At 66.6% G+C, this 21,883-nt stretch carries 18 protein-coding genes; 13 read left to right on the top strand and 5 right to left on the bottom strand.

Annotated elements, in window-relative coordinates:
* Positions 1 to 4,740 carry a glutamate synthase-related protein gene (locus tag BN118_RS18250; RefSeq protein ID WP_014906108.1) on the bottom strand — a complete coding sequence of 1,580 codons (4,740 nt, stop codon included), beginning with the start codon at positions 4,738 to 4,740 and terminating at the stop codon, positions 1 to 3.
* Between the two features lie 344 nt (positions 4,741 to 5,084).
* On the bottom strand, positions 5,085 to 5,849 hold the full coding sequence (locus BN118_RS18245; RefSeq protein ID WP_010931632.1) for a hypothetical protein: 765 nt from the start codon (positions 5,847 to 5,849) through the stop codon (positions 5,085 to 5,087).
* A 183-nt stretch (positions 5,850 to 6,032) separates the two neighbouring features.
* Here BN118_RS18245 and BN118_RS18240 point away from each other — a divergent pair, with 183 nt between their 5' ends.
* From BN118_RS18240 to rpoH, 4 genes are all read left to right on the top strand, one after another.
* Positions 6,033 to 7,139, top strand: a complete 1,107-nt coding sequence (locus tag BN118_RS18240) for an S-(hydroxymethyl)glutathione dehydrogenase/class III alcohol dehydrogenase (protein ID WP_003815761.1) — start codon at positions 6,033 to 6,035, stop codon at positions 7,137 to 7,139.
* Position 7,140: 1 nt separating this feature from the next.
* Entirely contained in the window at positions 7,141 to 7,989 is an 849-nt protein-coding gene (gene fghA, locus BN118_RS18235) for an S-formylglutathione hydrolase (RefSeq protein ID WP_003818100.1), read from the top strand.
* A 110-nt stretch (positions 7,990 to 8,099) separates the two neighbouring features.
* Positions 8,100 to 8,738 (top strand): hypothetical protein, encoded by a 639-nt coding sequence (locus BN118_RS18230; protein WP_014906107.1) that lies wholly within the window; start codon positions 8,100 to 8,102, stop codon positions 8,736 to 8,738.
* 107 nt (positions 8,739 to 8,845) lie between these two features.
* Positions 8,846 to 9,769: an RNA polymerase sigma factor RpoH gene (gene rpoH, locus BN118_RS18225; RefSeq protein ID WP_003815756.1), complete on the top strand. Its 924-nt coding sequence runs from the start codon at positions 8,846 to 8,848 to the stop codon at positions 9,767 to 9,769.
* Between the two features lie 393 nt (positions 9,770 to 10,162).
* Here the strand turns inward: rpoH and BN118_RS18220 are convergent, their stop codons facing one another.
* The gene (locus BN118_RS18220) at positions 10,163 to 10,975 is read right to left on the bottom strand and encodes a phosphodiesterase (protein ID WP_003815754.1); all 813 of its coding nucleotides are present in this window, start codon (positions 10,973 to 10,975) and stop codon (positions 10,163 to 10,165) included.
* Positions 10,976 to 11,152: 177 nt separating this feature from the next.
* Between BN118_RS18220 and BN118_RS18215 the strand changes: the two genes are divergently transcribed.
* Entirely contained in the window at positions 11,153 to 13,696 is a 2,544-nt protein-coding gene (locus tag BN118_RS18215; RefSeq protein ID WP_014906106.1) for a cation:proton antiporter, read from the top strand.
* A 103-nt stretch (positions 13,697 to 13,799) separates the two neighbouring features.
* Here the strand turns inward: BN118_RS18215 and BN118_RS18210 are convergent, their stop codons facing one another.
* Positions 13,800 to 14,633 (bottom strand): NUDIX hydrolase, encoded by an 834-nt coding sequence (locus BN118_RS18210; protein ID WP_010931628.1) that lies wholly within the window; start codon positions 14,631 to 14,633, stop codon positions 13,800 to 13,802.
* 268 nt (positions 14,634 to 14,901) lie between these two features.
* On the opposite strand from BN118_RS18210, the gene coxB reads away from it, so the two are divergent.
* From coxB to BN118_RS18185, 5 genes are all read left to right on the top strand, one after another.
* Complete coding sequence (gene coxB / locus BN118_RS18205) at positions 14,902 to 16,059, top strand: cytochrome c oxidase subunit II (RefSeq protein ID WP_003815748.1); 1,158 nt, start codon at positions 14,902 to 14,904, stop codon at positions 16,057 to 16,059.
* A 110-nt stretch (positions 16,060 to 16,169) separates the two neighbouring features.
* Positions 16,170 to 17,777 (top strand): cytochrome c oxidase subunit I, encoded by a 1,608-nt coding sequence (gene ctaD, locus BN118_RS18200; protein WP_014906104.1) that lies wholly within the window; start codon positions 16,170 to 16,172, stop codon positions 17,775 to 17,777.
* A gap of 34 nt (positions 17,778 to 17,811) precedes the next feature.
* Positions 17,812 to 17,934 (top strand): cytochrome oxidase small assembly protein, encoded by a 123-nt coding sequence (locus BN118_RS20975; RefSeq protein ID WP_003815743.1) that lies wholly within the window; start codon positions 17,812 to 17,814, stop codon positions 17,932 to 17,934.
* A 13-nt stretch (positions 17,935 to 17,947) separates the two neighbouring features.
* Positions 17,948 to 18,172, top strand: a complete 225-nt coding sequence (locus BN118_RS18190; protein WP_003815740.1) for a DUF2970 domain-containing protein — start codon at positions 17,948 to 17,950, stop codon at positions 18,170 to 18,172.
* Between the two features lie 36 nt (positions 18,173 to 18,208).
* Positions 18,209 to 19,084 carry a cytochrome c oxidase subunit 3 gene (locus BN118_RS18185; RefSeq protein WP_003815738.1) on the top strand — a complete coding sequence of 292 codons (876 nt, stop codon included), beginning with the start codon at positions 18,209 to 18,211 and terminating at the stop codon, positions 19,082 to 19,084.
* Between the two features lie 109 nt (positions 19,085 to 19,193).
* Here the strand turns inward: BN118_RS18185 and BN118_RS18180 are convergent, their stop codons facing one another.
* Entirely contained in the window at positions 19,194 to 19,394 is a 201-nt protein-coding gene (locus BN118_RS18180; protein ID WP_003815736.1) for a twin transmembrane helix small protein, read from the bottom strand.
* Between the two features lie 36 nt (positions 19,395 to 19,430).
* On the opposite strand from BN118_RS18180, the gene BN118_RS18175 reads away from it, so the two are divergent.
* From BN118_RS18175 to BN118_RS18165, 3 genes are read left to right on the top strand one after another with little or no spacing between them, the layout of a single operon-like run.
* Complete coding sequence (locus tag BN118_RS18175; protein ID WP_023995706.1) at positions 19,431 to 20,201, top strand: SURF1 family protein; 771 nt, start codon at positions 19,431 to 19,433, stop codon at positions 20,199 to 20,201.
* 25 nt (positions 20,202 to 20,226) lie between these two features.
* Positions 20,227 to 20,847 carry an SCO family protein gene (locus BN118_RS18170; protein ID WP_010931624.1) on the top strand — a complete coding sequence of 207 codons (621 nt, stop codon included), beginning with the start codon at positions 20,227 to 20,229 and terminating at the stop codon, positions 20,845 to 20,847.
* Positions 20,848 to 20,849: 2 nt separating this feature from the next.
* Entirely contained in the window at positions 20,850 to 21,881 is a 1,032-nt protein-coding gene (locus BN118_RS18165; RefSeq protein ID WP_010931623.1) for a COX15/CtaA family protein, read from the top strand.
* The last annotated feature ends 2 nt before the right edge of the window (positions 21,882 to 21,883 follow it).

Below are 21,883 nucleotides of genomic sequence, written 5' to 3'. Positions count from 1 at the left end.
TCACGCAGCCATTTGTTGCGGGTTGGCTGCACGCCACAATTCACCCAATGCGCGGCGATACTCCGTCGGCATGACCTTGACGAACTTGCCGCGCGACGCTTCCCAGTCGCCCAGGATCTCGCGGGCGCGGAAGCTGCCCGTATAGCGGAAGTGGTCTTCGACCAGGCGGCGCAGAATGGTTTCGTCGGTACTGCGCTCGCCGCCGCGCTGCGCGCTGTGCCACGATTCGATCTCGTTGGCCGATTGCTGCTCGGCGTGCGGCAGCACCGGCTCGAGTTCGACCATGGCGCTGTTGCAGCGCTCGCGGAAGGTACGATCCGGATCCCAGACATACGCCACGCCGCCCGACATGCCGGCGGCGAAGTTGCGGCCGGTGGTGCCCAGCACCACGACGGTGCCGCCCGTCATGTATTCGCAGCCGTGGTCGCCGGTGCCTTCGACCACCGTGGCCGCGCCCGAATTGCGCACCGCGAAGCGCTCGCCCGCCACGCCGTTGAAGAAGACTTCGCCCGACAGCGCGCCGTACAACACGGTGTTGCCGGCGATGATGTGGTCCGGGCCGAAGCCGCGGAAGTCGTTGGGCGAGCGCACTACGATGCGGCCGCCCGACAGGCCCTTGCCCACGTAGTCGTTGGCTTCGCCCACCAGGTCCATCGTGATGCCGTGCGCCAGGAACGCGCCGAAGCTCTGGCCGGCGGTGCCGTTGCACTGGATGTGGATGGTGTCGTCGGGCAGGCCGTCGTGACCGTAGCGCGCGGCCACCGCGCCGGACAGCATGGCGCCGATGGTGCGGTTGCGGTTGCGCACCGGCACGATGAACGAGACTTTCTCGCCGCGCTCGAGCGCGGGCTTGCTGCGCTCGATCAGCTGGTGGTCCAGCGCGCCCGCCAGGCCGTGGTCCTGCTCTTCGGTCTGGCGCACGTCGGCGTCCGAGACGATCCGATGGAACACGCGCGAGAAATCCAGGCCTTGCGCTTTCCAGTGCTCGACGCTGGCGCGCATGTCCAGCAGGTCGGTGCGGCCGATCAGGTCGTCGAACCTGCGGATGCCCAGCTGGGCCATGATTTCGCGCACTTCCTCGGCGACGAAGAAGAAGTAGTTCACCACGTGCTCGGGCTTGCCCTGGAACTTCTTGCGCAGTTCCGGATCCTGCGTGGCCACGCCCACCGGGCAGGTGTTCAGGTGGCACTTGCGCATCATGATGCAGCCTTCGACCACCAGCGGGGCGGTCGCGAAGCCGAATTCGTCGGCGCCCAGCAGCGCGCCGATGATCACGTCGCGGCCGGTCTTCATCTGGCCGTCGGCCTGCACGCGGATGCGCGACCGCAGGCGGTTGAGCACCAGCGTCTGCTGCGTTTCGGCCAGGCCCAGCTCCCAGGGCGTGCCGGCGTGCTTGATGGACGAGACCGGCGAGGCGCCGGTGCCGCCGTCATGGCCGGCGATGACGACGTGGTCGGCCTTGGCCTTGGCCACGCCGGCGGCCACCGTGCCCACGCCCACTTCCGAGACCAGCTTGACCGAGACCGAGGCCCGGGCATTGACGTTCTTCAGGTCGTGGATGAGCTGGGCCAGGTCCTCGATCGAGTAGATATCGTGGTGCGGCGGCGGCGAGATCAGGCCCACGCCGGGCACCGAGTAGCGCAGCTTGGCGATGTACTCGGAGACCTTGTGGCCCGGCAGCTGGCCGCCTTCGCCGGGCTTGGCGCCCTGGGCCATCTTGATCTGGATCTGGTCGGCGCTGGACAGGTACTCGGCGCTGACGCCGAAGCGGCCCGAGGCCACCTGCTTGATGCGCGAACGCAGCGAGTCGCCGGCGCGCAGGGCCACGTCGGCCTCGACGCGGTCGTTGCCCAGCACCGAGGCGAGCGTGTCGCCGTCCTTGATGGCGCTGCCGCCCGAGCGCATCTCGGCGCGGTAGCGCAGTTCGTCCTCGCCGCCCTCGCCGGTGTTGGACTTGCCGCCGATGCGGTTCATGGCCACGGCCAGCACCGAGTGGGCCTCGGTCGAGATCGAGCCCAGCGACATCGCTCCGGTGGCAAAGCGGCGCACGATTTCCTTGGCCGGCTCGACGTCGTCCAGCGGGATGGCGCGGGTCGGGTCGAAACGGAATTCGAACAGGCCGCGCAGCGTCATGTGGCGACGGCTCTGGTCGTTGATGATCTGCGCGTATTCCTTGTAGGTGCGGTAGTTGTTCGAGCGCGACGCGTGCTGCAGCTTGGCGATGGAGTCGGGCGTCCACATGTGCTCTTCGCCGCGGATGCGGAAGGCGTACTCGCCGCCCGCATCCAGATCGTTGGCCAGCACCGGGTCGTTGCCGAACGCGGCGTGATGCATGCGCAGCGCTTCCTCGGCCACCTGGAAGATGCCGATGCCTTCGATGTTGGAGGCGGTGCCGGTGAAGTACTTGTCCACCAGCGCGCGCTGCAGGCCCACCGCTTCGAAGATCTGCGCGCCGCAGTACGACATGTAGGTGGAGATGCCCATCTTGGACATCACCTTGTTCAGGCCCTTGCCGATGGCCTTGATGTAGTTCTTGATCGCCTTGTCGGGGTCGGCCAGGTGGCCCAGCGACTCCAGCGCCAGGTACGGGTGGATGGCTTCGGCGCCGTACCCGCCCAGCAGCGCGAAATGGTGCACTTCGCGCGCCGAGCCGGTCTCCACCACCAGGCCGGCGTTGGTGCGCAGGCCGGCGCGGATCAGGTGCTGGTGCACCGCCGAGGTCGCCAGCAGCGCCGGGATGGCCACGCGGTCGGCGTCGACCAGGCGGTCGGACACGATCAGGATGTTGTAGCCGCTTTGCACCGCGTCGACGGCGCGCGCGCACAGCGCCGCCACGCGCGCCTCGATGCCTTCCGAGCCCCAGGCGGCCGGATAGGTGATGTCCAGCTCATAACTGCGGAATTTCTTGCCGGTGACCTGGTCGATGTCGCGGATCTGCGCCATGGCGGCGAAATCCAGCACGGGCTGCGTCACTTCCAGGCGCAGCGGCGGGTTGACGTTGTTGATGTCGAGCAGGTTGGGCTTGGGGCCGATGAACGAGACCAGCGACATGACCATCTGCTCGCGGATCGGGTCGATCGGCGGGTTGGTCACTTGCGCGAACAGTTGGCGGAAGTAGTTGTAGAACGGCTTGGAGCGGTTCGACAGCACGGCCAGCGGGGCATCGTTGCCCATCGAGCCGATCACTTCCTCGCCGCTGGCGGCCATGGGTTCGAGGATGAACTTGAAATCCTCCTGGGTCCAGCCGAACGCCTGCTGGCGGTCGAGCAGCGGCACGGCCGTCTGGGTGGCCGGCGAGGCGGTCCTGGGCGCGGGCAGCGATTCCAGCTTGACCTGCAGGCGTTCGATCCATTGGCGGTACGGGCGGCTGTTGGCCAGCTGCAGCTTGATCTCGCCGTCGTCGATGATGCGGCCCTGCTCCAGGTCGATCAGGAACATCTTGCCCGGTTGCAGGCGCCATTTCTTGACGATGCGGTTTTCCGGGATCGACAGCGTGCCCGCCTCGGACGCCATGATGACCATGTCGTCGTCGGTGATCAGGTAGCGCGCCGGACGCAGGCCGTTGCGGTCCAGCGTGGCGCCGATCTGGCGGCCGTCGGTGAAGGCGACCGCGGCCGGCCCGTCCCAGGGCTCCATCATGGCGGCGTGGTACTCGTAGAAGGCGCGCCGGCTTTCGTCCATCTGCGTGTGCTGTTCCCAGGCTTCCGGGATCATCATCATCATGGCGTGCGCCAGGGAATAGCCGGAGTTCACCAGCAGTTCGAGGCAGTTGTCGAACGTGGCGGTATCGGACTGGCCTTCGTAGACGATGGGGTACAGCTTCTTCAGGTCGTCGCCCAGCACCGCGGACTGCATCATGCCCTCGCGGGCCCGCAGCCAGTTGAAGTTGCCCTTGACCGTGTTGATTTCGCCGTTGTGGGCGATCATGCGGTACGGGTGGGCCAGCGGCCAGGCGGGGAACGTGTTGGTCGAGAAGCGCTGGTGCACCAGCGCCAGCGCCGATACCGTGCGCGGATCGGCCAGGTCGCGATAGTAGCGGCCGACCTGGTCGGCCAGCAGCAGGCCCTTGTAGACCACGGTGCGCACCGAGGCCGAGGGCACGAAGTATTCCTTGCTGTGCGCCAGGCGCATGTTCTGGATGGCGTGGCTGGCGGTCTTGCGGATCACGTACAGCTTGCGTTCCAGCGCGTCGGGCACCATCACGTCGGCGCCGCGGCCGATGAACAGCTGGCGGATGACCGGTTCGAGGCCGCGCACCGCGGGCGACATCGGCATTTCGACGTCCACCGGCACGTCGCGCCAGCCCAGCACGATCTGGCCTTCGGCGCGGACCGAGCGCTCCAGCTCCTGTTCACAGGCCAGGCGCGAGGCGGTTTCCTTGGGCAGGAACACCATTGCCACGCCGTATTCGCCCGGCGGCGGCAGGACGATGCCTTGCTGGGCCAGTTCGTCGCGGTACAGCGCGTCGGGAATCTGGATCAGGATGCCGGCGCCGTCGCCCATCAGCTTGTCGGCGCCCACGGCGCCGCGGTGATCCAGGTTTTCCAGGATCTTCAGGCCTTGCTGGATGATGGAGTGGCTCTTGCGGCCCTTGATATGGGCCACGAAGCCGACGCCACAGGCGTCGTGCTCGTTGTGCGGGTGATACAGGCCCTGGGGGGCGGGCAGGCCGATACGGCTTGCGTCGATGGGGGTCGCCGCGACCGGGCGACAGGAATCGGAAGACTTGGTATAGGGCATAACGCGCTCCGTAGTTGCCTGCGTCGAGAATGTTGCAGTGCAAAGGGACAATACTGCGCAGGATGTGCGCATGCAAGCCAAAAATATGGGGTATGACCCTAATTTAATCCATTGTTTCTCATAGATGAAATTATTGGGGACATATAATTGCAATGGCCGATCGCGGCGCCGGCCGGCCCGGATGCCCAGGAAAGCACGGCCTTGCCTCCCGCTTGAGGCCGTTCAGTCTTTATGTGTCCCCTATTGTTTCTGCGCCACGGAGCCGGCCCGGCGGGCGCAGCAAAATGCCCACGCGGCACAGGGGCCGGGTGGGCAGCATGCAACGCCCCGACCGGGGCGGCGCTTCAGTTCGAGGTATTCGGCGTGGTCGGTGTGTGGACCGTACCGGGGGTATCGGGGGTGTCGGCCGCGGCCGGCGCGGGCTTCTTGCGAGGCCGGCCGCGCTGGCCGGGGGCCACGCGGCGGCTGGCGGTGTGGGCCAGGCTGGCGATGAATGCCGGGCTGCCCAGCGCCCATTGGCCCGATACCGCCTGCTCGATGCGTTGCGTCTGTTCGCGCGACAGGCCGTCGTGCAGCAGGCGGCGGTAATTGGCCTGGCGGTCGAACGGCGTATTGCCGCAGGCCCAGTAATCGGCGTGATCCGATTGCCATTGCGCCGGGGGCGCGCCGGTGTTGCCGGTGTGGCTGCCGGCCGACGACCAGGGCCAGCCGTCCGGCTCCGTGGCGGCGCCGCTGCGCACCGGGTAGGTTTCCAGCCAGACTTGCGATGGCAGCACCCAGGCGCCCGGCTCGAGCAGCGCGGAGCGGTAGCGGCCGGCAAACACCCGGCCGCCGCGCAGGCGCGCGGCCAGATTGCGGCCCAGCGTCTGCATCAGGCGCGGCAGGCCTTCCTCGTCGGCCGGCGTGGCCAGCAGCAGGATCCGGTCATTGGCCAGCACCCATGCGTGCACGCCGACCCGATGGCGCTGGGCCGACTCGCCCAGCCAGCTTCCCAGCTGGTTGAGGATGTCTTGCGGCGCCGGCTGCGAGGGCGGCACCAGCGGCTGGACGAAATTGGCCTGCACCAATTGGGGCAGCCCGGGGGCGTACAAGCGGGGCAGACGGGCCATAAGCTGGGGGCTTCGCGCTAACGGGTTGGATGGAGTGCCACGGTTATATAAATAGTGCCGCTATTGCCTTCGGTCAAGCCTGTATGGGAAGCCAGTGGACAGATCAGGCTAGATTCACGCAGGTTAACATCCGAAGTCAAGGATCAATACCCGCAGGTTTCCCTAGGACATCAGGAGCAATATATGAAGACGAAAGCCGCTATCGCCTGGAAAGCTGGTGCCCCGTTGACGGTCGAAGACGTCGACCTCGAGGGCCCCAAGGCCGGAGAGGTCCTGGTGGAGATAAAGGCCACCGGCATCTGTCACACCGATTATTACACTTTGTCAGGTGCTGATCCGGAGGGAATTTTCCCGGCGATCCTGGGCCACGAGGGCGCGGGCGTGGTCATGGACGTGGGGCCGGGCGTGACCACGCTGAAAAAAGGCGACCATGTCATTCCGCTCTACACGCCCGAGTGCCGCCAGTGCAAATTCTGCCTGTCGCGCAAGACCAACCTGTGCCAGGCCATCCGCACCACCCAGGGCAAGGGCCTGATGCCGGACGGCACCTCGCGCTTCTCGATCGACGGCAAGCCCCTGTTCCATTACATGGGCACGTCCACCTTCGCCAACCACATCGTGGTGCCCGAGATCGCGCTGGCCAAGGTGCGCCCCGACGCTCCGTTCGACAAGATCTGCTATATCGGCTGCGGCGTCACCACCGGTATCGGCGCCGTGGTGTTCACCGCAAAGGTGGAGGCCGGCGCCAATGTGGTGGTGTTCGGGCTGGGCGGCATCGGCCTGAACGTCATCCAGGGCGCGAAGATGGTGGGCGCCGACAAGATCATCGGCGTGGACCTCAATCCGGCGCGCGAAGCCATGGCGCGCAAGTTCGGCATGACCCATTTCGTCAACCCGAGCGAAGTCGAGAACGTGGTCGACCACATCATCCAGATGACCGACGGCGGCGCGGACTATTCGTTCGAGTGCATCGGCAACACCAAGGTCATGCGCCAGGCGCTGGAGTGCTGCCACAAGGGCTGGGGCCAGTCCGTCATCATCGGCGTGGCCGAGGCCGGGGCGGAAATCAGCACCCGTCCGTTCCAGCTGGTGACCGGCCGCGAGTGGAAAGGCTCGGCGTTCGGCGGCGCGCGCGGCCGCACCGACGTGCCCAAGATCGTCGACTGGTACATGGAAGGCAAGATCAACATCGATGACCTGATCACGCACACCCTGCCCCTGGACCGCATCAACGAAGGCTTCGACCTGATGAAGCGCGGCGAGTCCATCCGCTCCGTCGTGGTGTACTGACATGGCGGTCCTGGAACTCGTATCGCAGCATCGCTGCTTCGATGGCTGGCAACGCTACTATCGCCATGCCTCGAAGGAGATCGGCCTGCCCATGCGCTTTTCGGTCTTCGTGCCGCCCCAGGCCGCGCACGGCCCGGTGCCGGTGCTGTTCTACCTGGCCGGGCTGACCTGCACCGAGGAAACCTTCATGATCAAGGCCGGCGCGCAGCGCCTGGCCGCCCAGCACGGCGTGATGCTGGTGGCGCCGGACACCAGCCCGCGCGGCGCCGGCCTCCCCGGCGAGGACGAGCACTGGGACTTCGGCGTCGGCGCGGGGTTCTACCTCGATGCCACCGCCGAGCCGTGGCGCAGCCACTACCGGATGTACAGCTACGTGGTCGACGAGCTGCATGGCATCGTCACCGGCGAGCTGCCGGGCGACGCGGGACGGGTGGGCATCTTCGGCCACTCCATGGGCGGCCATGGCGCCCTGGTGCTGGCCCTGCGCAATCCGGACAAGTTCCGCTCGGTCTCGGCCTTCGCGCCGGTCGTCGCGCCTGCCCAGGTGCCGTGGGGCCACAAGGCCTTCGAACGCTACCTGGGCCCCGACCGCCAGGCCTGGGAGGCCTATGACGCCAGCGCATTGATGCGCACGCTGCGCCAGCCCTATCCGGAAGGCATCCTGGTCGACCAGGGCCTGGCCGATGGTTTCCTGGTCGAGCAGCTGCGTCCCGAGCTGTTCGAAGCGGCGTGCCGCCACGCCGGCCAGCCGCTGACGCTGCGCCGGCACGAGGGCTACGACCACGGCTATTACTTCATTTCGACCTTCATCGAGGATCACATCCGGTTTCACGTCGAGCGGCTGGGGTAACAGGCCGGGCCCGGGCCGCTTTATATACTGGGCGGCCCGGATGCCCGCGCAAGGACCCCAGTGATCGACGCTCTTGCTCCTTTGCCTGGATCGGCCTGGCGGCGCTGATCGTGCTGCTGCCGGGCCTGGCCATGTTGTTCGGACGCGGCGGCCCGCGCGACGAGGCCGGCCGCCGCGTGTTCCGGCTGCGGCCGGTGCGCCGGCTGTTCGGCCTGCTGCTGCTGGCCCTGGCCGGCGTTTCGGGCCTGCTGGCCCTGTCGCTGGTGCAGTTTGTCCGCCTGACCGACGACAAGCCGGTGGCCAAGGTCATGGTGCGCCAGCAGGGCGATGGCCAGTTCCAGCTGGCCACGCGCACCCCCGACCAGCGGATGCGCGACTACACCCTGTACGGCGACCAATGGCAGATCGATGCCAAGGTGGTGCGCTGGCGGCTGCCGGCGCTGCTGGCGGGCGTCCCGCCGCTGTACCGGCTGGAGCGCCTGTCGGGGCGCTACCAGGACACGGCGCGCGAACGCTCGGCGCCCCGCTCGGTGCATGCCCTGGACGACTGGCCGGCGCCGGACCTGGCCCAGGTCAAGCGGCTGGTGCCCAACTGGCTGCCGTTCGTGGATGTCCAGTTTGGCAGCGCAGCATATATGCCCATGTTCGACGGCGCGCGCTACCAGGTGTACCTGGACCCGCGCGGCGCGCTGTTCATCCGGCCGGCGGACGCGGCCACGGCCGAGCGCCTGAAGCAATTGGGCTGGTAAATAAGGGACGCATAGAAAAATATCCTGCGTACTGGGAAATTCCGGAACTTTGGCGCGGCGCAGCAGTCGTATTAGCACTCGATTGCGTGGAGTGCTAACATCGTTCCATGCCTGTAGACAACCTTCCCCTGGAGGCCGCAAACATGACTCAACCCAGTAGTTCGTTGGCCCTTTCCGGCAACGCCCTGGCGTTGGCGGTGGCCAACCCGGGTGCGCTTGGCACCATCGATGCCTACATTTCCGCCGTCAACCGCCTGCCCATCCTGACCGCCGAACAGGAAGGCCAGCTCGCGCGCCGCCTGCGCGACGAAGGCGACCTCGAGGCCGCGCGCGAACTGGTCGTGTCGCACCTGCGTCTGGTGGTGTCGGTGGCGCGCCAGTACCTGGGTTACGGCCTGCCGCACGCCGACCTGATCCAGGAAGGCAATGTCGGCCTGATGAAGGCCGTCAAGCGCTTCGACCCCGAGCGCGGGGTGCGGCTGGTGTCGTTCGCCGTGCACTGGATCAAGGCCGAAATCCACGAATTCATCATCCGCAACTGGCGGCTGGTCAAGGTGGCCACCACCAAGGCGCAGCGCAAGCTGTTCTTCAACCTGCGCAGCATGCGCCCCGACGGCCAGACGCTGGATCCCGAGCAGGTCGACCACATCGCGCGCGAGCTCAATGTGCGCCGCGAGGACGTCAGCGAGATGGAAGTGCGCCTGTCCGGGCGCGACCTGTCGCTGGAAAGCCAGGACGACGATGACGACAGTTTCGCGCCGATCGCCTATCTGTCCGATGAGGGCCGGCAAGAGCCGAGCCGCGTGCTGGACCGCATGGCGCACGACGACCTGCAGGGCGCCGGCCTGGGCCGGGCGCTCGAAGCGCTGGACGCGCGTTCGCGCCGCATCATCGAGGCCCGCTGGCTGCAGGACGACGGCGGCCTGACCCTGCACGAACTGGCCCAGGAGTTCGGCGTATCGGCCGAACGGGTGCGCCAGATCGAAGCAGCGGCGCTGAAGAAAATGCGCGGTGCGCTGACCCCCGCCTGACGCCGTACGCGGCGCCCGCGCATGCAAGACAGACCGCTACGGCGGTCTGTTTTTTTGGGGGCCTTTGCGGCAGGGTGTGCCTGTCCCCGCTGGGACAGGCACACCCTCCTACGCCATGACATGCGGGCCTCGACGGGGAACCCCGCATTTTTGATACGTTCAGATACAAAATACTTGTCCGCCACCCTGGCACGCTGGAAACTAAATCGCGGCTCGTGCGCCTAAACATACGTAGACCGCGAACTTGGCCATGCCAACGGTTGCAGTCTTGTCATCCGTCTCGGCTTCTCCTCTTTCCCCTCCCCTATGAGACGGATGCTTGCGGGGCACCTAGCATATCGGTGCCCCATTTTTTTGCCTGCTCGTTGCGCAAGCCGCCCGCGGCGGCCCGGTTCAACCGGCGTTCTGGCGCAGCAAGGCGCGCCACCGGTCGCCGTCCAGGCGCCGCACGCCGGTCGCCAGCGATCCATCCGCATACAACTTCAGCCAGCGATAGCCCGGCGCGGCGTCGTCCACGCAATGCTTGCCGTCGCGCACGACGAACTGGAAACAGGTCGACGGCGTGGCCAGCATGCGCAGGTTGTGGCGGCGGCAGTCGAATTCCTGGTGCACGTGCCCCCACAGCAGCACGCGCGCCTGCGGCAGGCGCTGCAGGCGCTGGAAGAGCAGTTGCGCGTTGTCCAGCATCATGGTGTCGTGCCAGTCGGGGTCGCCTTGCACCGGGTTGTGGTGCACGGCCACCAGCAGCGGGCGGTCGCCGGCGAGGCGGGCGGCGCGGCTGAGCAAGTCGAGCTGATCGTCTGCGAGATGCCCGCCGTTGGAGCCGGGCACCGTCGAATCCAGCAGCACGATGCGCCAGGCGCCCAGGTCGAGCACCGGGTCGCTCCACGCGCCCAGTTCCGCCCGCAGCGTGGCAGGCGCGTCATGGTTGCCGGGCAGGCAGCGCACCGGCAAGCCGGTCTGCGCCAGCAGGGCGTGCAGGCGCTGGTACGAGGCCGGCGAACCGTCCTGCGACAGGTCGCCGGTGAGCAGCAGCGCGTCGGGGTTCAAGCCATCCTCGCCGACTTGCCGCAGCACGGCCTGCAGGCTGGCTTCGGTATCCACGCCCAGCATCGCCGTATGCGGTTCGTCGAACAGGTGCATGTCGGTCAATTGCACCAGCACGGCGGGCGCGTCGGCGCGAACGGGGGCGGCGGAATCGGACAAGATGGCTCCAGGGCAAACGGGGTTTTCACCATACCGAAATTTCCCGGCACAGGCCGGGCGCGCCATGCCGGCCGCGTAACCAAGTGTGCGCCCGGCCGCCGGCCAGCGTCGGTTTTCCGGAAAAAAACGCTATTCTTGTTGCTCTTTATAAGGCAGCCAGGACAAGAAGTCACGCCCATGGATATCGGTTTTCTCGTGTTTGGACTGGCTGGGCTGCTGACGCTGGTCTGTTTCATGCCGCCGCTTGCCGGCCGCCTCAAGCTGCCCTATTCGGTGCTGCTGGCGCTGGTCGGCTGCCTGCTGGGCATCGGCGTGCATTTGCACGGCTGGGCCCCGCCCGTGCTGGGCGACCTGCTCGACACCATCGAGCATTTCGAGATTTCATCCGAAACCTTCCTGATGGTGTTCCTGCCGGTGCTGCTGTTCGAGACCGCGTTGTCGATGAACGTGCGCCGGCTGATCGACGATATCGGTCCAATCCTGATGATGGCCATCGTGGCGGTCGTGGTGTGCACCCTGGTGGTGGGTTTCGCGGTCGACGCCGTTTCGTCGTATGGCCTGATCGTCTGCCTTCTGCTGGGCGCCATCGTGGCCACGACCGACCCGGCCGCGGTGGTGGGCATCTTCCGCGAAGTGGGCGCGCCCAAGCGGCTGACCACGCTGGTCGAGGGCGAGAGCCTGTTCAACGACGCGGCCTCGATCGCCTTGTATTCAGTGCTGCTGGCGGCGCTGGGCGGCAGCGGCGAGCTGTCGGTGGGCGCGGTCTTCAACGATTTCATTTTCCATTTCGTGGGCGGCGGGTTGGCCGGTTTCCTGATGGGGCGCCTGGCATGCGCGCTGTTTGCCTGGCTGCGCGGCTTTCCGACCGCCGAAATCACCCTGACGCTGACGCTGGCTTATCTGTCGTTCTTCATTTCCGAGCATTACCTGGGCGTGTCCGGGGTGGTGGCCACCGTGATCGCGGGACTGGTGGTGGATTCGACCGGGCGCACGCGCATGTCGCCCACCACGTTCGAGTTCCTGTCCAGCGCCTGGGGGCAGTTCGGCTTCTGGGCCAATTCTCTGATCTTCCTGTTCGCGGCCATGCTGATTCCCAAGCTGATGGCCGAGGCGGACTGGCAGGAGCTGCTGCTGGTGCTGGTGGTGTTCGCCGCCACCCTGGCCGCGCGCGCCATCGTGGTGTTCGGCCTGCTGCCGCTGCTGCGGGTGGCGCGCATCGGCGCCGAGGTCAGCAACCCGTACAAGAGCGTCATGTGGTGGGGCGGCCTGCGCGGCGCCGTGTCGCTGGCGCTGGCCCTGGCGGTGACCGAGCAGAGTTCGGTGCCCGAGCAGGCGCGCCAGTTCGTGGCCGTGGCGACCACCGGTTTCGTGCTGATGACCCTGATGATCAACGGCGTGAGCCTGCGTCCGCTGATCCGCATGCTGGGCCTGAACCAGTTGTCCCCGGTGGAGCGCACCATCCGCAACCAGGTATTGGCGGCCGCGCTGGAGGACCTGCAGGGCCGCACCGAGGAGATCGCCAAGGTCGACCATGTCAATCCCGAGGCGCGCGACCGCATCCGGGCGGTGTTCGATGCCAGCCTGACCAGCGTGCACGACGGGCAGGTCGGCCAGATGACGCTGGACCAGCGGGTGGCGGTCGGCCTGTCCATCGTGGCCCGGCGCGAAGAGGAAATGTTCTTCGATATCCTGAAGGCGCAGATCGTCGACTGGCGCCTGGCCGAAGGCCTGCTGGCGCGCGCCGAGCGCCTGGAAGACGCGGTGCGCGCCGGCGGGCTGGCCGGCTTCGAGGCGGGCATCGTTGCCGACGTGCGCTATTCGCGGCTGTTCCGCATGGCCTTGCGGACGCACTACATGTTCGGCTTCCAGGGTTGGCTGGCGCGCGAGCTGGGCAAGCGTTTCGCCAGCCTGCTGACCAAGCGGTCGGTGGCGCGGGACCTGATGAAGTTCGCGCGCGAACAGGTGGCCCCCCTGCTGGGCGAAGAGGCCGCAGACCGCATCATCGCCGCGCACCAGCGCCGCCTGGACCTGATCGAGAACGCGCTGCAGGCGCTGACGCTGCAGTACCCGTCGTATTCGCTCTGGCTGCAGGAAAGCCACCTGGGCCGGGTGGCGCGCGAGCTGGAGCGCCGGCGCTATCGCGACATGCTGGAACAGTTCCTCATCAGCGGCGAAGTCTATGCCGACTTGATGGCGCAGTTGAAAGCCCGCTGGCAGCACATCGACAAGCATCCGCCACTGGACATCGAGCTGGGCTCGGCCGAACTGGTCAAGCGCGTGCCGCTGTTCGAGGGCCTGAGCCAGGATTCGCTGCGCGCGATCTGCCGCCTGCTCAAGCCGCGCCTGGCCCTGCCCGACCAGCATATATTGACCGAGGGCCGCCATGGCCAGGAGATGTGCATCGTGGCGTCCGGGGCCGTGGTGGTGCATCTGCCCGACCACACCACCATCGAACTGGGCAGCGGGGAGTTCTTCGGCGAGCTCGCCCTGCTGGGCGAGGAGCAACTGGTGCCCGATGTCACGTCGCTGGGCTACAGCAAGCTGCTGATGCTGTCGGCGCGCGATTTCCATGCCCTGCTGGCGCGCGACGAGCACCTGCACGAGCGCATCCAGACCGTTGCCAAGCAGCGCATGCGCGCCATCGAGGTGTGGAAGCAATACTCGCAAGCCGCGGCGGCGGCCGCCGCCAGCACGGCCTCGGAGGATTCGGCGCCGGCGTAGGCGGCCGAGTGGCATGGCGTACGGCAGTGTGCCTGTCCCCGCGGGGACAGGCACCGGGAAGTCGGCGGGTACCAGTCCCCCTGCGGGGACAGGCACCCGGGGGTCAGGTTGTGCCTTCGGCTCTGCGTTGCATGATGTCCTCGACGATGACCAGCGCGGCTTCCAGGGTGAATTCGCCGGCTTCGATGCGGCGTACGGCGTGGTCGACGCTGGTGGTGGCGATTTCCATGACTTCGCCGTCGCGGTTGGCCGGCCGTGCGTCGGCCGGCAATACGCACGTGCTGGTCAGCAGGTCTTCGACCTGGTAGCCCTCGGGCAGTCGCCGGTGCATGTGCAGGATGGTGCGCAGCGGGGTGCGTTGTTCCAGCTGGTGCGGATCCAGGCCGGCTTCTTCGCCGCATTCGCGCACCAGCGCGGTTTCCAGGTTTTCGCCGCTGCCGGCCAGGCCGCCCACCAGGGTGTCCCACATGCCCGGATCGGTGGACTTCGTCATCGCGCGGCGGGCGATCCACAGTTCGCCTTGCGGCGTCCAGGCGTTCAGGTGCACGGCGCGGGTATTGAGCCCCAGCGGCCGCACCGCGGCGCGCTCGATGGCGCCCAGGCGCAGATCGCCGGCGCAGACGTCCAGCAATTCGTCGCGCCACCCACGCAGGCAACGGGCATCGCGTAAAGATTGCGCAACCTGGGCCAGCAAGGCGTCCAGCGTCGGGCCAGGCGCGAGATCGGCGCCGATGCGCAGGCCGTCGGCGTCGGGCTGCAGGTCGGCCAGGCCGCTGGCGCGCAGGGCGTCGCACGCGGCATGCGTGACCCAGCCGCAACAATGGCCGGCAATGTAGAGCGGCCGGGCCTGGTCGGGCGGCAGGGCTTGGGCGCGTTGGCCGAGCTCGGCATACAGCCTCGTGAGCCGCTGCTGGCTTGCATAGTGAGTGTCTGGCATGCGATGGATTTTAGTTCAGCCGCGCGCCGGGGACCCGATGGCGGGCGCACAGATGGGGGCGCTGCGGAACGAATTCAAGTGAGCAAAATTACATTCGTTTGCGCGTCCGCTATAATTCCGCGGTTTCTTTGTGAATTCGAGTGGGATCGACGGGGCTGCTTCTACCCTGCCTTGCCCTACCGTCTAATAAATCGCGCGTTTGCCCGCCTTTAGGACGGCCTGTACGGCGTATCAAGGAACGGGCATCGTGCCGTGTTTCGAGGTAAGCATGAAGAAGTGGAGAGGGATACTGGGCGCTTGTGCGCTGCTGATTGGCAGCGCGGCCGCGGCGCAAGTGCAAGACATGCCCGGGGGCCCAAGGGTCAATCAGCTAAACCTGCACGAAGGCGTCACGCAGATCTCGCGAGACGTCGTGTGGCTGCATTGGATGATGCTCGCGATCTGTATCGTGATCTTCATCGGCGTGTTCGGCGTGATGTTCTATTCGATCTGGGCGCACCGGAAGTCGCGCGGGCACAAGGCCGCCACTTTCCACGAGCACCTGGGCGTGGAAGTCGCGTGGACGGTCATTCCTTTCCTCATCGTCATCGCCATGGCGCTGCCGGCCACCAAGACCGTGGTCGCCATGAAGGACACTTCCAGCGCCGACGTGACCGTCAAGGTCACGGGCTACCAATGGAAGTGGGGCTACGAGTACCTTGACGGCGAAGCCGCCGGCATCAAGTTCCTCTCCACCCTGTCCACGCCGCGCGCGCAGATCGAGAACCGCGAGCCCAAGGGCCAGTTCTACCTGATGGAAGTCGACAACCACATGGTGGTTCCGGTCGACAAGAAGGTGCGCGTGGTGCTGACCGCCGGCGACGTCATCCACTCCTGGATGGTTCCGGACTTCGGCGTCAAGCAGGACGCGATCCCCGGCTTCCTGCGCGATGCCTGGTTCCGCGCCGAGAAGCCCGGCATCTATCGTGGCCAGTGTGCCGAACTGTGCGGCAAGGACCACGCCTTCATGCCCATCGTGGTGGAAGTGCTGGCGCAGCCCGAGTACGACAAGTGGGTCGCCGATCAGAAAAAGAAGATGGCGGCTTCGGCGGACGATCCCAACAAGGAATGGACGCAGGCCGAACTGGTTGCGCGCGGCGAGAAGGTGTTTGCCGCCAATTGCGTGGCCTGTCACCAGGCCAACGGCAAGGGCATTCCGGGCTCGTTCCCTCCGCTTGACGGCGATCCCGTCGTGCTGGGCCCCAAGGCCGCGCAGATCAATACCGTGCTCAAGGGCAAGCCCGGCACCGCCATGGCGGCGTTCGGCGGCCAGCTCAACGATGTCGAAGTCGCAGCGGTCATCACCTACACGCGCAATGCCTGGAGCAATGCAGGCAAGGGCCAGGACCCGGTGGTCCAACCCAAGGACGTGGTGGCGGCGCGCTGAAGCGCGCCCCGCTGCTGTTCCTGTAGTTGGCAGTTTCCACCGTTACGTTCGATCGAGATCCCTGCCGGCCTCCTGGACCGAGGCCGGCAATCAGCAGGAAGGAGTCCATCATGAGCAGCGTCACTGTAGACCACGTGTCGCCGGGCCACGGCCACGGTCACGATGACCACCACCACGCCATGCCGAGCGGCTGGCGCCGCTGGCTTTTCGCTACCAACCACAAAGATATCGGGACGATGTACCTCATCTTCTCGTTCTTCATGCTGATGGAAGGCGGCGTGCTGGCCCTGTTGCTGCGCACCGAGCTGTTCGAGCCCGGTCTGCAGTTCTTCCGCCCCGAACTGTTCAACCAGTTCACCACCATGCACGGCCTGATCATGGTGTTCGGCGCCGTCATGCCGGCGTTCGTGGGCTTCGCCAACTGGATGATCCCGCTGCAGATCGGCGCCTCCGACATGGCGTTCGCCCGCATGAACAACTTCAGCTTCTGGCTGCTGCCGGTCGCCGGCATCATGCTGACGGTGTCGTTCTTCGTGCCCGGCGGCGCCACCGCCGCCGGCTGGACGCTGTATGCGCCGCTGTCGGCCCAGATGGGCCCCGGCATGGACCTGGCCATCTTCGCGCTGCACATCATGGGCGCCTCGTCCATCATGGGCGCGATCAACATCATCGTCACGGTGCTGAACATGCGCGCGCCCGGCATGACGCTGATGAAGATGCCGCTGTTCTGCTGGACCTGGCTGATCACCGCGTTCCTGCTGATCGCGGTGCTGCCGGTGCTGGCCGCTGCCATCACCATGGTGCTGACCGACCGCCACTTCGGCACCGGCTTCTTCAACGCGGCCGCCGGCGGCGACCCGGTGATGTACCAGCACGTGTTCTGGTTCTTCGGGCACCCCGAGGTCTACATCATGATCCTGCCGGCGTTCGGCATCGTGTCGGCCATCGTGCCGGCCTTTGCCCGCAAGCAGCTGTTCGGCTATGCGTCGATGGTGTACGCCACCGCCGCCATCGCCATCCTGGCGTTCATCGTCTGGGCGCACCACATGTTCACCACGGGCATGCCGGTGACCGGGCAGCTGTACTTCATGTACGCCACCATGCTGATCTCGATCCCGACCGGGGTGAAGGTGTTCAACTGGGTGGCCACCATGTGGCGCGGCTCGATGACCTTCGAGACGCCGATGCTGTTCTCGGTGGGCTTCATCTTCGTGTTCACCATCGGCGGCTTCACCGGCCTGATCCTGTCGGTCGCGCCGATCGACATCCAGGTGCACGACACCTACTACGTGGTGGCGCACTTCCACTACGTGCTGGTGGCGGGCTCGCTGTTCGCGCTGTTCGCCGGCACGTACTACTGGCTGCCCAAGTGGACCGGCCGCATGTACAGCGAGAAGCTGGGCAAGCTGCATTTCTGGTCGTCGATGATTTCGTTCAACATCACCTTCTTCCCGATGCACTTCCTGGGCCTGGCCGGCATGCCGCGCCGCTACGCCGACTACGCCGCGCAGTTCACCACCTTCCACCAGCTGGCCACGATCGGCGCGTTCTGGTTCGGCCTGTCGCAGCTGATCTTCCTGTGGGCCGTGCTGCGCTGCTACCGCGGCAAGGGCGAAGTGGCCTCGGCCAAGCCCTGGGAAGGCGCCGAAGGCCTGGAGTGGACCGTGCCGTCGCCGGCGCCGTTCCATACCTTTGAAACCCCGCCCGAAGTAAAGTAAGGTCATCGCACCCCCTACGTAGCAAGGCAGTAACATGACTCCTGAACAACGCCGCCGCAATCGCAACGTCGCCCTCATCCTGTTGGCGCTGGTCGCGGCGGTGTTCGTCTGGACTTTTATCCGCGGCGCCGTGCTGTTTGCCGGCGTGACGGGCTGACGGAGGGCATGACATGACCGACGACCTGCACAAGCTCAGCCAGCGCAAGCTGAGCTTTTTCCAGACCATGAAAGCCGTGCTGTGGGGCTTTTTCGGGGTGCGCAAGGGTGCGGGCTACCAGGACGACATCGCCAGGCTGAATCCGGTGCATGTCATCGTGGCCGGCCTGCTGGCTGCTGCAATTTTCGTGATCGCCCTGGTGGCGATCGTGCGCTGGGCCGTCGCCGGCCTGGCATGAAGCAATAATTCAACAATCTGTACCAGGGAGAAGACCATGAGTGCGAGCCACTCGGTTCAAGGCAAAGAGGCCCCGTACTACTACGTGCCTGCAGATTCCGGGCACCCCGTGCGGACCGCCTTGGCACTGTTGGCCATGGGCCTGGGCGCGGCCGGTTGGGTCAATGGCGCCGTGTGGGGCAAGTGGGTGGTGCTGGCCGGCGTGATCGGCCTGTTCCTCACCCTGTACTTCTGGTTCGGCGACGCCATCCAGGAGTCCGAGAGCGGCTTGTACAGCAAGCGTATCGACGCGTCGTACCGCTGGGGGATGAGCTGGTTCATCTTCTCGGAAGTGATGTTCTTCGCCGGTTTCTTCGGCGCGCTCTGGTATGTGCGCACCATCACCACGCCCTGGCTGGGTGACCTGGACCACAAGCTGCTGCTGTGGCCCGACTTCAACGCCACCTGGCCCAACTTCGGCCCGGCCGGCGTGGTCGAGCACTTCCAGACGGTCGGCCCGTTCTGGCTGCCCACCATCAACACCGCCCTGCTGCTGTCCTCGGGCGTGACGCTGACCATCGCGCACCACGCGCTGCGCGAGAACCTGCGCGGCAAGGCCATCTTCTGGCTGTTCGCGACGGTGACGCTGGGCTTCATCTTCGTGGCCTGTCAGGCCGCCGAGTACATCCATGCCTATGCCGACCTGAACCTGAAGTTCAATTCGGGCGCGTATGGGTCGCTGTTCTACATGCTGACGGGCTTTCACGGCTTTCACGTGATCGTGGGCGCCACCATGCTGACCGTGATCCTGATCCGCCTGATCCGCGGCCACTTCACCGCCGACAACCATTTCGGCTTCGAGGGCGCGGCCTGGTACTGGCACTTCGTCGACGTGGTGTGGCTGGGCCTGTACCTGTTCGTGTACTGGTTCTAGACCCGCCGCCGCAGCGAGCCTTGACGACGAATGCCCCCGCAAGGGGGCATTCGTTCGCCGGCAGGGCTATCATGCAGGGCGCGGCCGCGGGAACTCGCGCCGCCGTGCGCTATCTCAATCCCGTGCTTTCTATCCAGCCCAGGTGATGGGCCAGCAGCACGAACAGGAACAGGGCAACCGACAGCCCGATGCGCACCGTCAGCGCATTGACCGTGCGGTTGGTACTGCCTTTGTCCTTCATCAGGTAGACCAGGGCGGATGCCAGGCTGGCGAGAATACCGATGAAGGCCACTATGACTATGACGCGCATGCAGGCCTCCGGCGCAAAACGGAAATTATTGCAGACATGGCTCGACCGCACTCGTGGAAATTGACCTTGGCAGCCTTGTTGCTGTTGGGTATCGCGGCTGCCATTCTCGCATCGTTGGGACGCTGGCAGCTGCATCGCGCCGACGAGCGCCGCGCCGTGCTGGCCGCCATCGAGGGCGGGCGCGCGCTGGCGCCGCTGGCCCTGGCGCCCGATACGCCGGCGCCGCAGCTGACCGCATGGCGCGCCGCCAGCGCCGAGGGCCAATGGCTGCCGCAGTTCAGTGTACTGCTGGAGAATCGCAACCATGGCGGGCGGCCCGGTTACTGGCTGGCCACGCCGCTGCGGCTGCACGCCGGCGGGGCGGCCGTGCTGGTGTTGCGCGGCTGGCTGCCGCGCGCGCTGGGCGCCGGCCAGACGCTTTCGGTGCCGGCGCCGCCGGCCGGCCCGCAGGCGGTCACCGGCGAACTGATGCCGCGCGTGCCCAGGTTGTTCGAATTGTGGTCGTTCGGCGACGCGCGCGCCGGCAAGCTGCCCGACACCTTGCCGGCATCCGGGGCGCTGCCGCCGGTGGTGCAGAACCTGCAGCTCGACGACTACGCGCGCGCCAGCGGCCTGACGCTGCTGCCGACGGTGCTGATGCAGACCGGCGAGCACAACGACGGCCTGGCGCGCGACTGGCCGCAGCCCTCGGTCGATTACAACCAGAACATCGGCTATGCCATGCAATGGTTCGCGTTTGCCGGCATCGCCGCCATCGCCTGGCTGGTCGTGGCCGCGCGCGCCTGGCGGCGCCGGCGCCAGGCTTGATCCCTCCCGATACAGGAAAACATACGTGGCCCGCTCTTTTGCTCCTTCCGCGCCCAAGCGCTCGATGCTGCCCCTGGTGCTGGTGTTCCTGTGCGCGCTGGCCCCCGTGCTGGCGGCCGTCATCGTGTACAACAATCCCCAGTGGTGGCCCGAGGACAGCAGCAACTACGGCACGCTGGTGCAGCCGCAGCGGCCCATGCCGACGGCGCAGCAGCTGCAGCTGACCACCCTGGACGGCAAGCCGTTCGACCCCGCCGGGCTCAAGGGCAAGTGGCTGCTGGGCGTGGCCGACCAGGCCGCCTGCCCCGAATCTTGCGCCCGCAAGCTGTTCATCACCCGCAACAGCCACGCCAGCCAGGGCAAGAACGTCGACCGCGTGCAGCGCGTCTGGTTCATCACCGACGACGGGGAGGTGCCGCAGAAAGTGCTGGACGCCTATCGCGGCACCCTGATGCTGCGCGCCCGTCCCGAACAGCTGGGTCGCTATCTGCTGGGGCAGGACGCCGCCGCGTCGGCGGCCCTGTTCGGGCCCATGTGGGTCATCGACCCGCTGGGCAACCTGATGTTGCAGTTCCCTCCCGACGCCGATGGCGTCAAGGTGCGCAAGGACATCAGCAGGCTTCTGTACAACTCGCGCATCGGCTGACCATGGACCGCATCAAGCAGCGCTATCGCAAACTCGTCTTCTTCACCTGGTTCCTGACGCTGGACCTCATCATGTTCGGCGCCTTTGTGCGCCTGACCGATTCCGGGCTGGGTTGCCCCGACTGGCCGGGCTGTTACGGCAGCGTGACTCCATTGGGCGCCATGTCCGACATCCATCAGGCCGCCAGCAGCATGCCGTTCGGGCCGGTCACTCTGTCCAAGGCCTGGATCGAGATGATCCACCGCTACGTCGGCGCCTTCCTGGGCATGCTGATCATCGCCATCGTCTGGATGGCCTGGCGCTACCGGCGCGAGCTGGGCCGCTCGCCGGCCCTGGCCGTCGGCGCGCTGATCGCGGTGTGCGTGCAGGGCGCGTTCGGCGCCTGGACGGTGACCCACAAGCTGATGCCGGTGGTGGTGACCGCGCACCTGGTGTTCGGCCTGCTGGTGCTGTCGCTGATGACCTGGCTGTCGGCGCGCGAACGGCCGCACGCGCCCCTGTCGCCGCAGACACGGCGCTGGCGGCCGTGGATGACGGTCGGGTTTCTGCTGCTGCTGGCGCAGATCACCCTGGGCGGCTGGGTCAGCACCAATTACGCGGCGCTGGCCTGCATGGACTTCCCGACTTGCCATGGCCAGTTGCTGCCGGAGATGGATTTCCATGGCGGTTTTTCGCTGATTCGCGCGTTGGGCGAGCTGCCCTCGGGGGAAATGATTTCCCAGCACGCGCTGACCGCCATCCACTGGACGCATCGCAATTTCGCTTTCGTGGTGTTCGCCTACGTCGGCGTGCTGGCCTGGCGCCTGCGCGGCGAGCCGGGCCTGCGCGGGCCGGCCACGCTGATGCTGGCGCTGCTGGCGGCCCAGCTGTTCACCGGGCTGACCACCATCTTCTTCCAGTGGCCGCTGCTGATCGCGGTGTTGCACAATGGCGGGGCGGCCGGGCTGACCCTGGCCGCCGTGGTCATCCTGGTGCGCCTGGCCGACGCGCCGCAAGCCGCCGGGGTGATCCGGCCCCAATTCGATCGCGTTTAGAA

The sequence above is a fragment of the Bordetella pertussis 18323 genome, from assembly GCF_000306945.1.
Taxonomy (GTDB): domain Bacteria; phylum Pseudomonadota; class Gammaproteobacteria; order Burkholderiales; family Burkholderiaceae_B; genus Bordetella; species Bordetella pertussis.
Note: the sequence above shows the minus strand (reverse complement) of the source record. Positions and strands in the feature narration are given on the sequence as shown.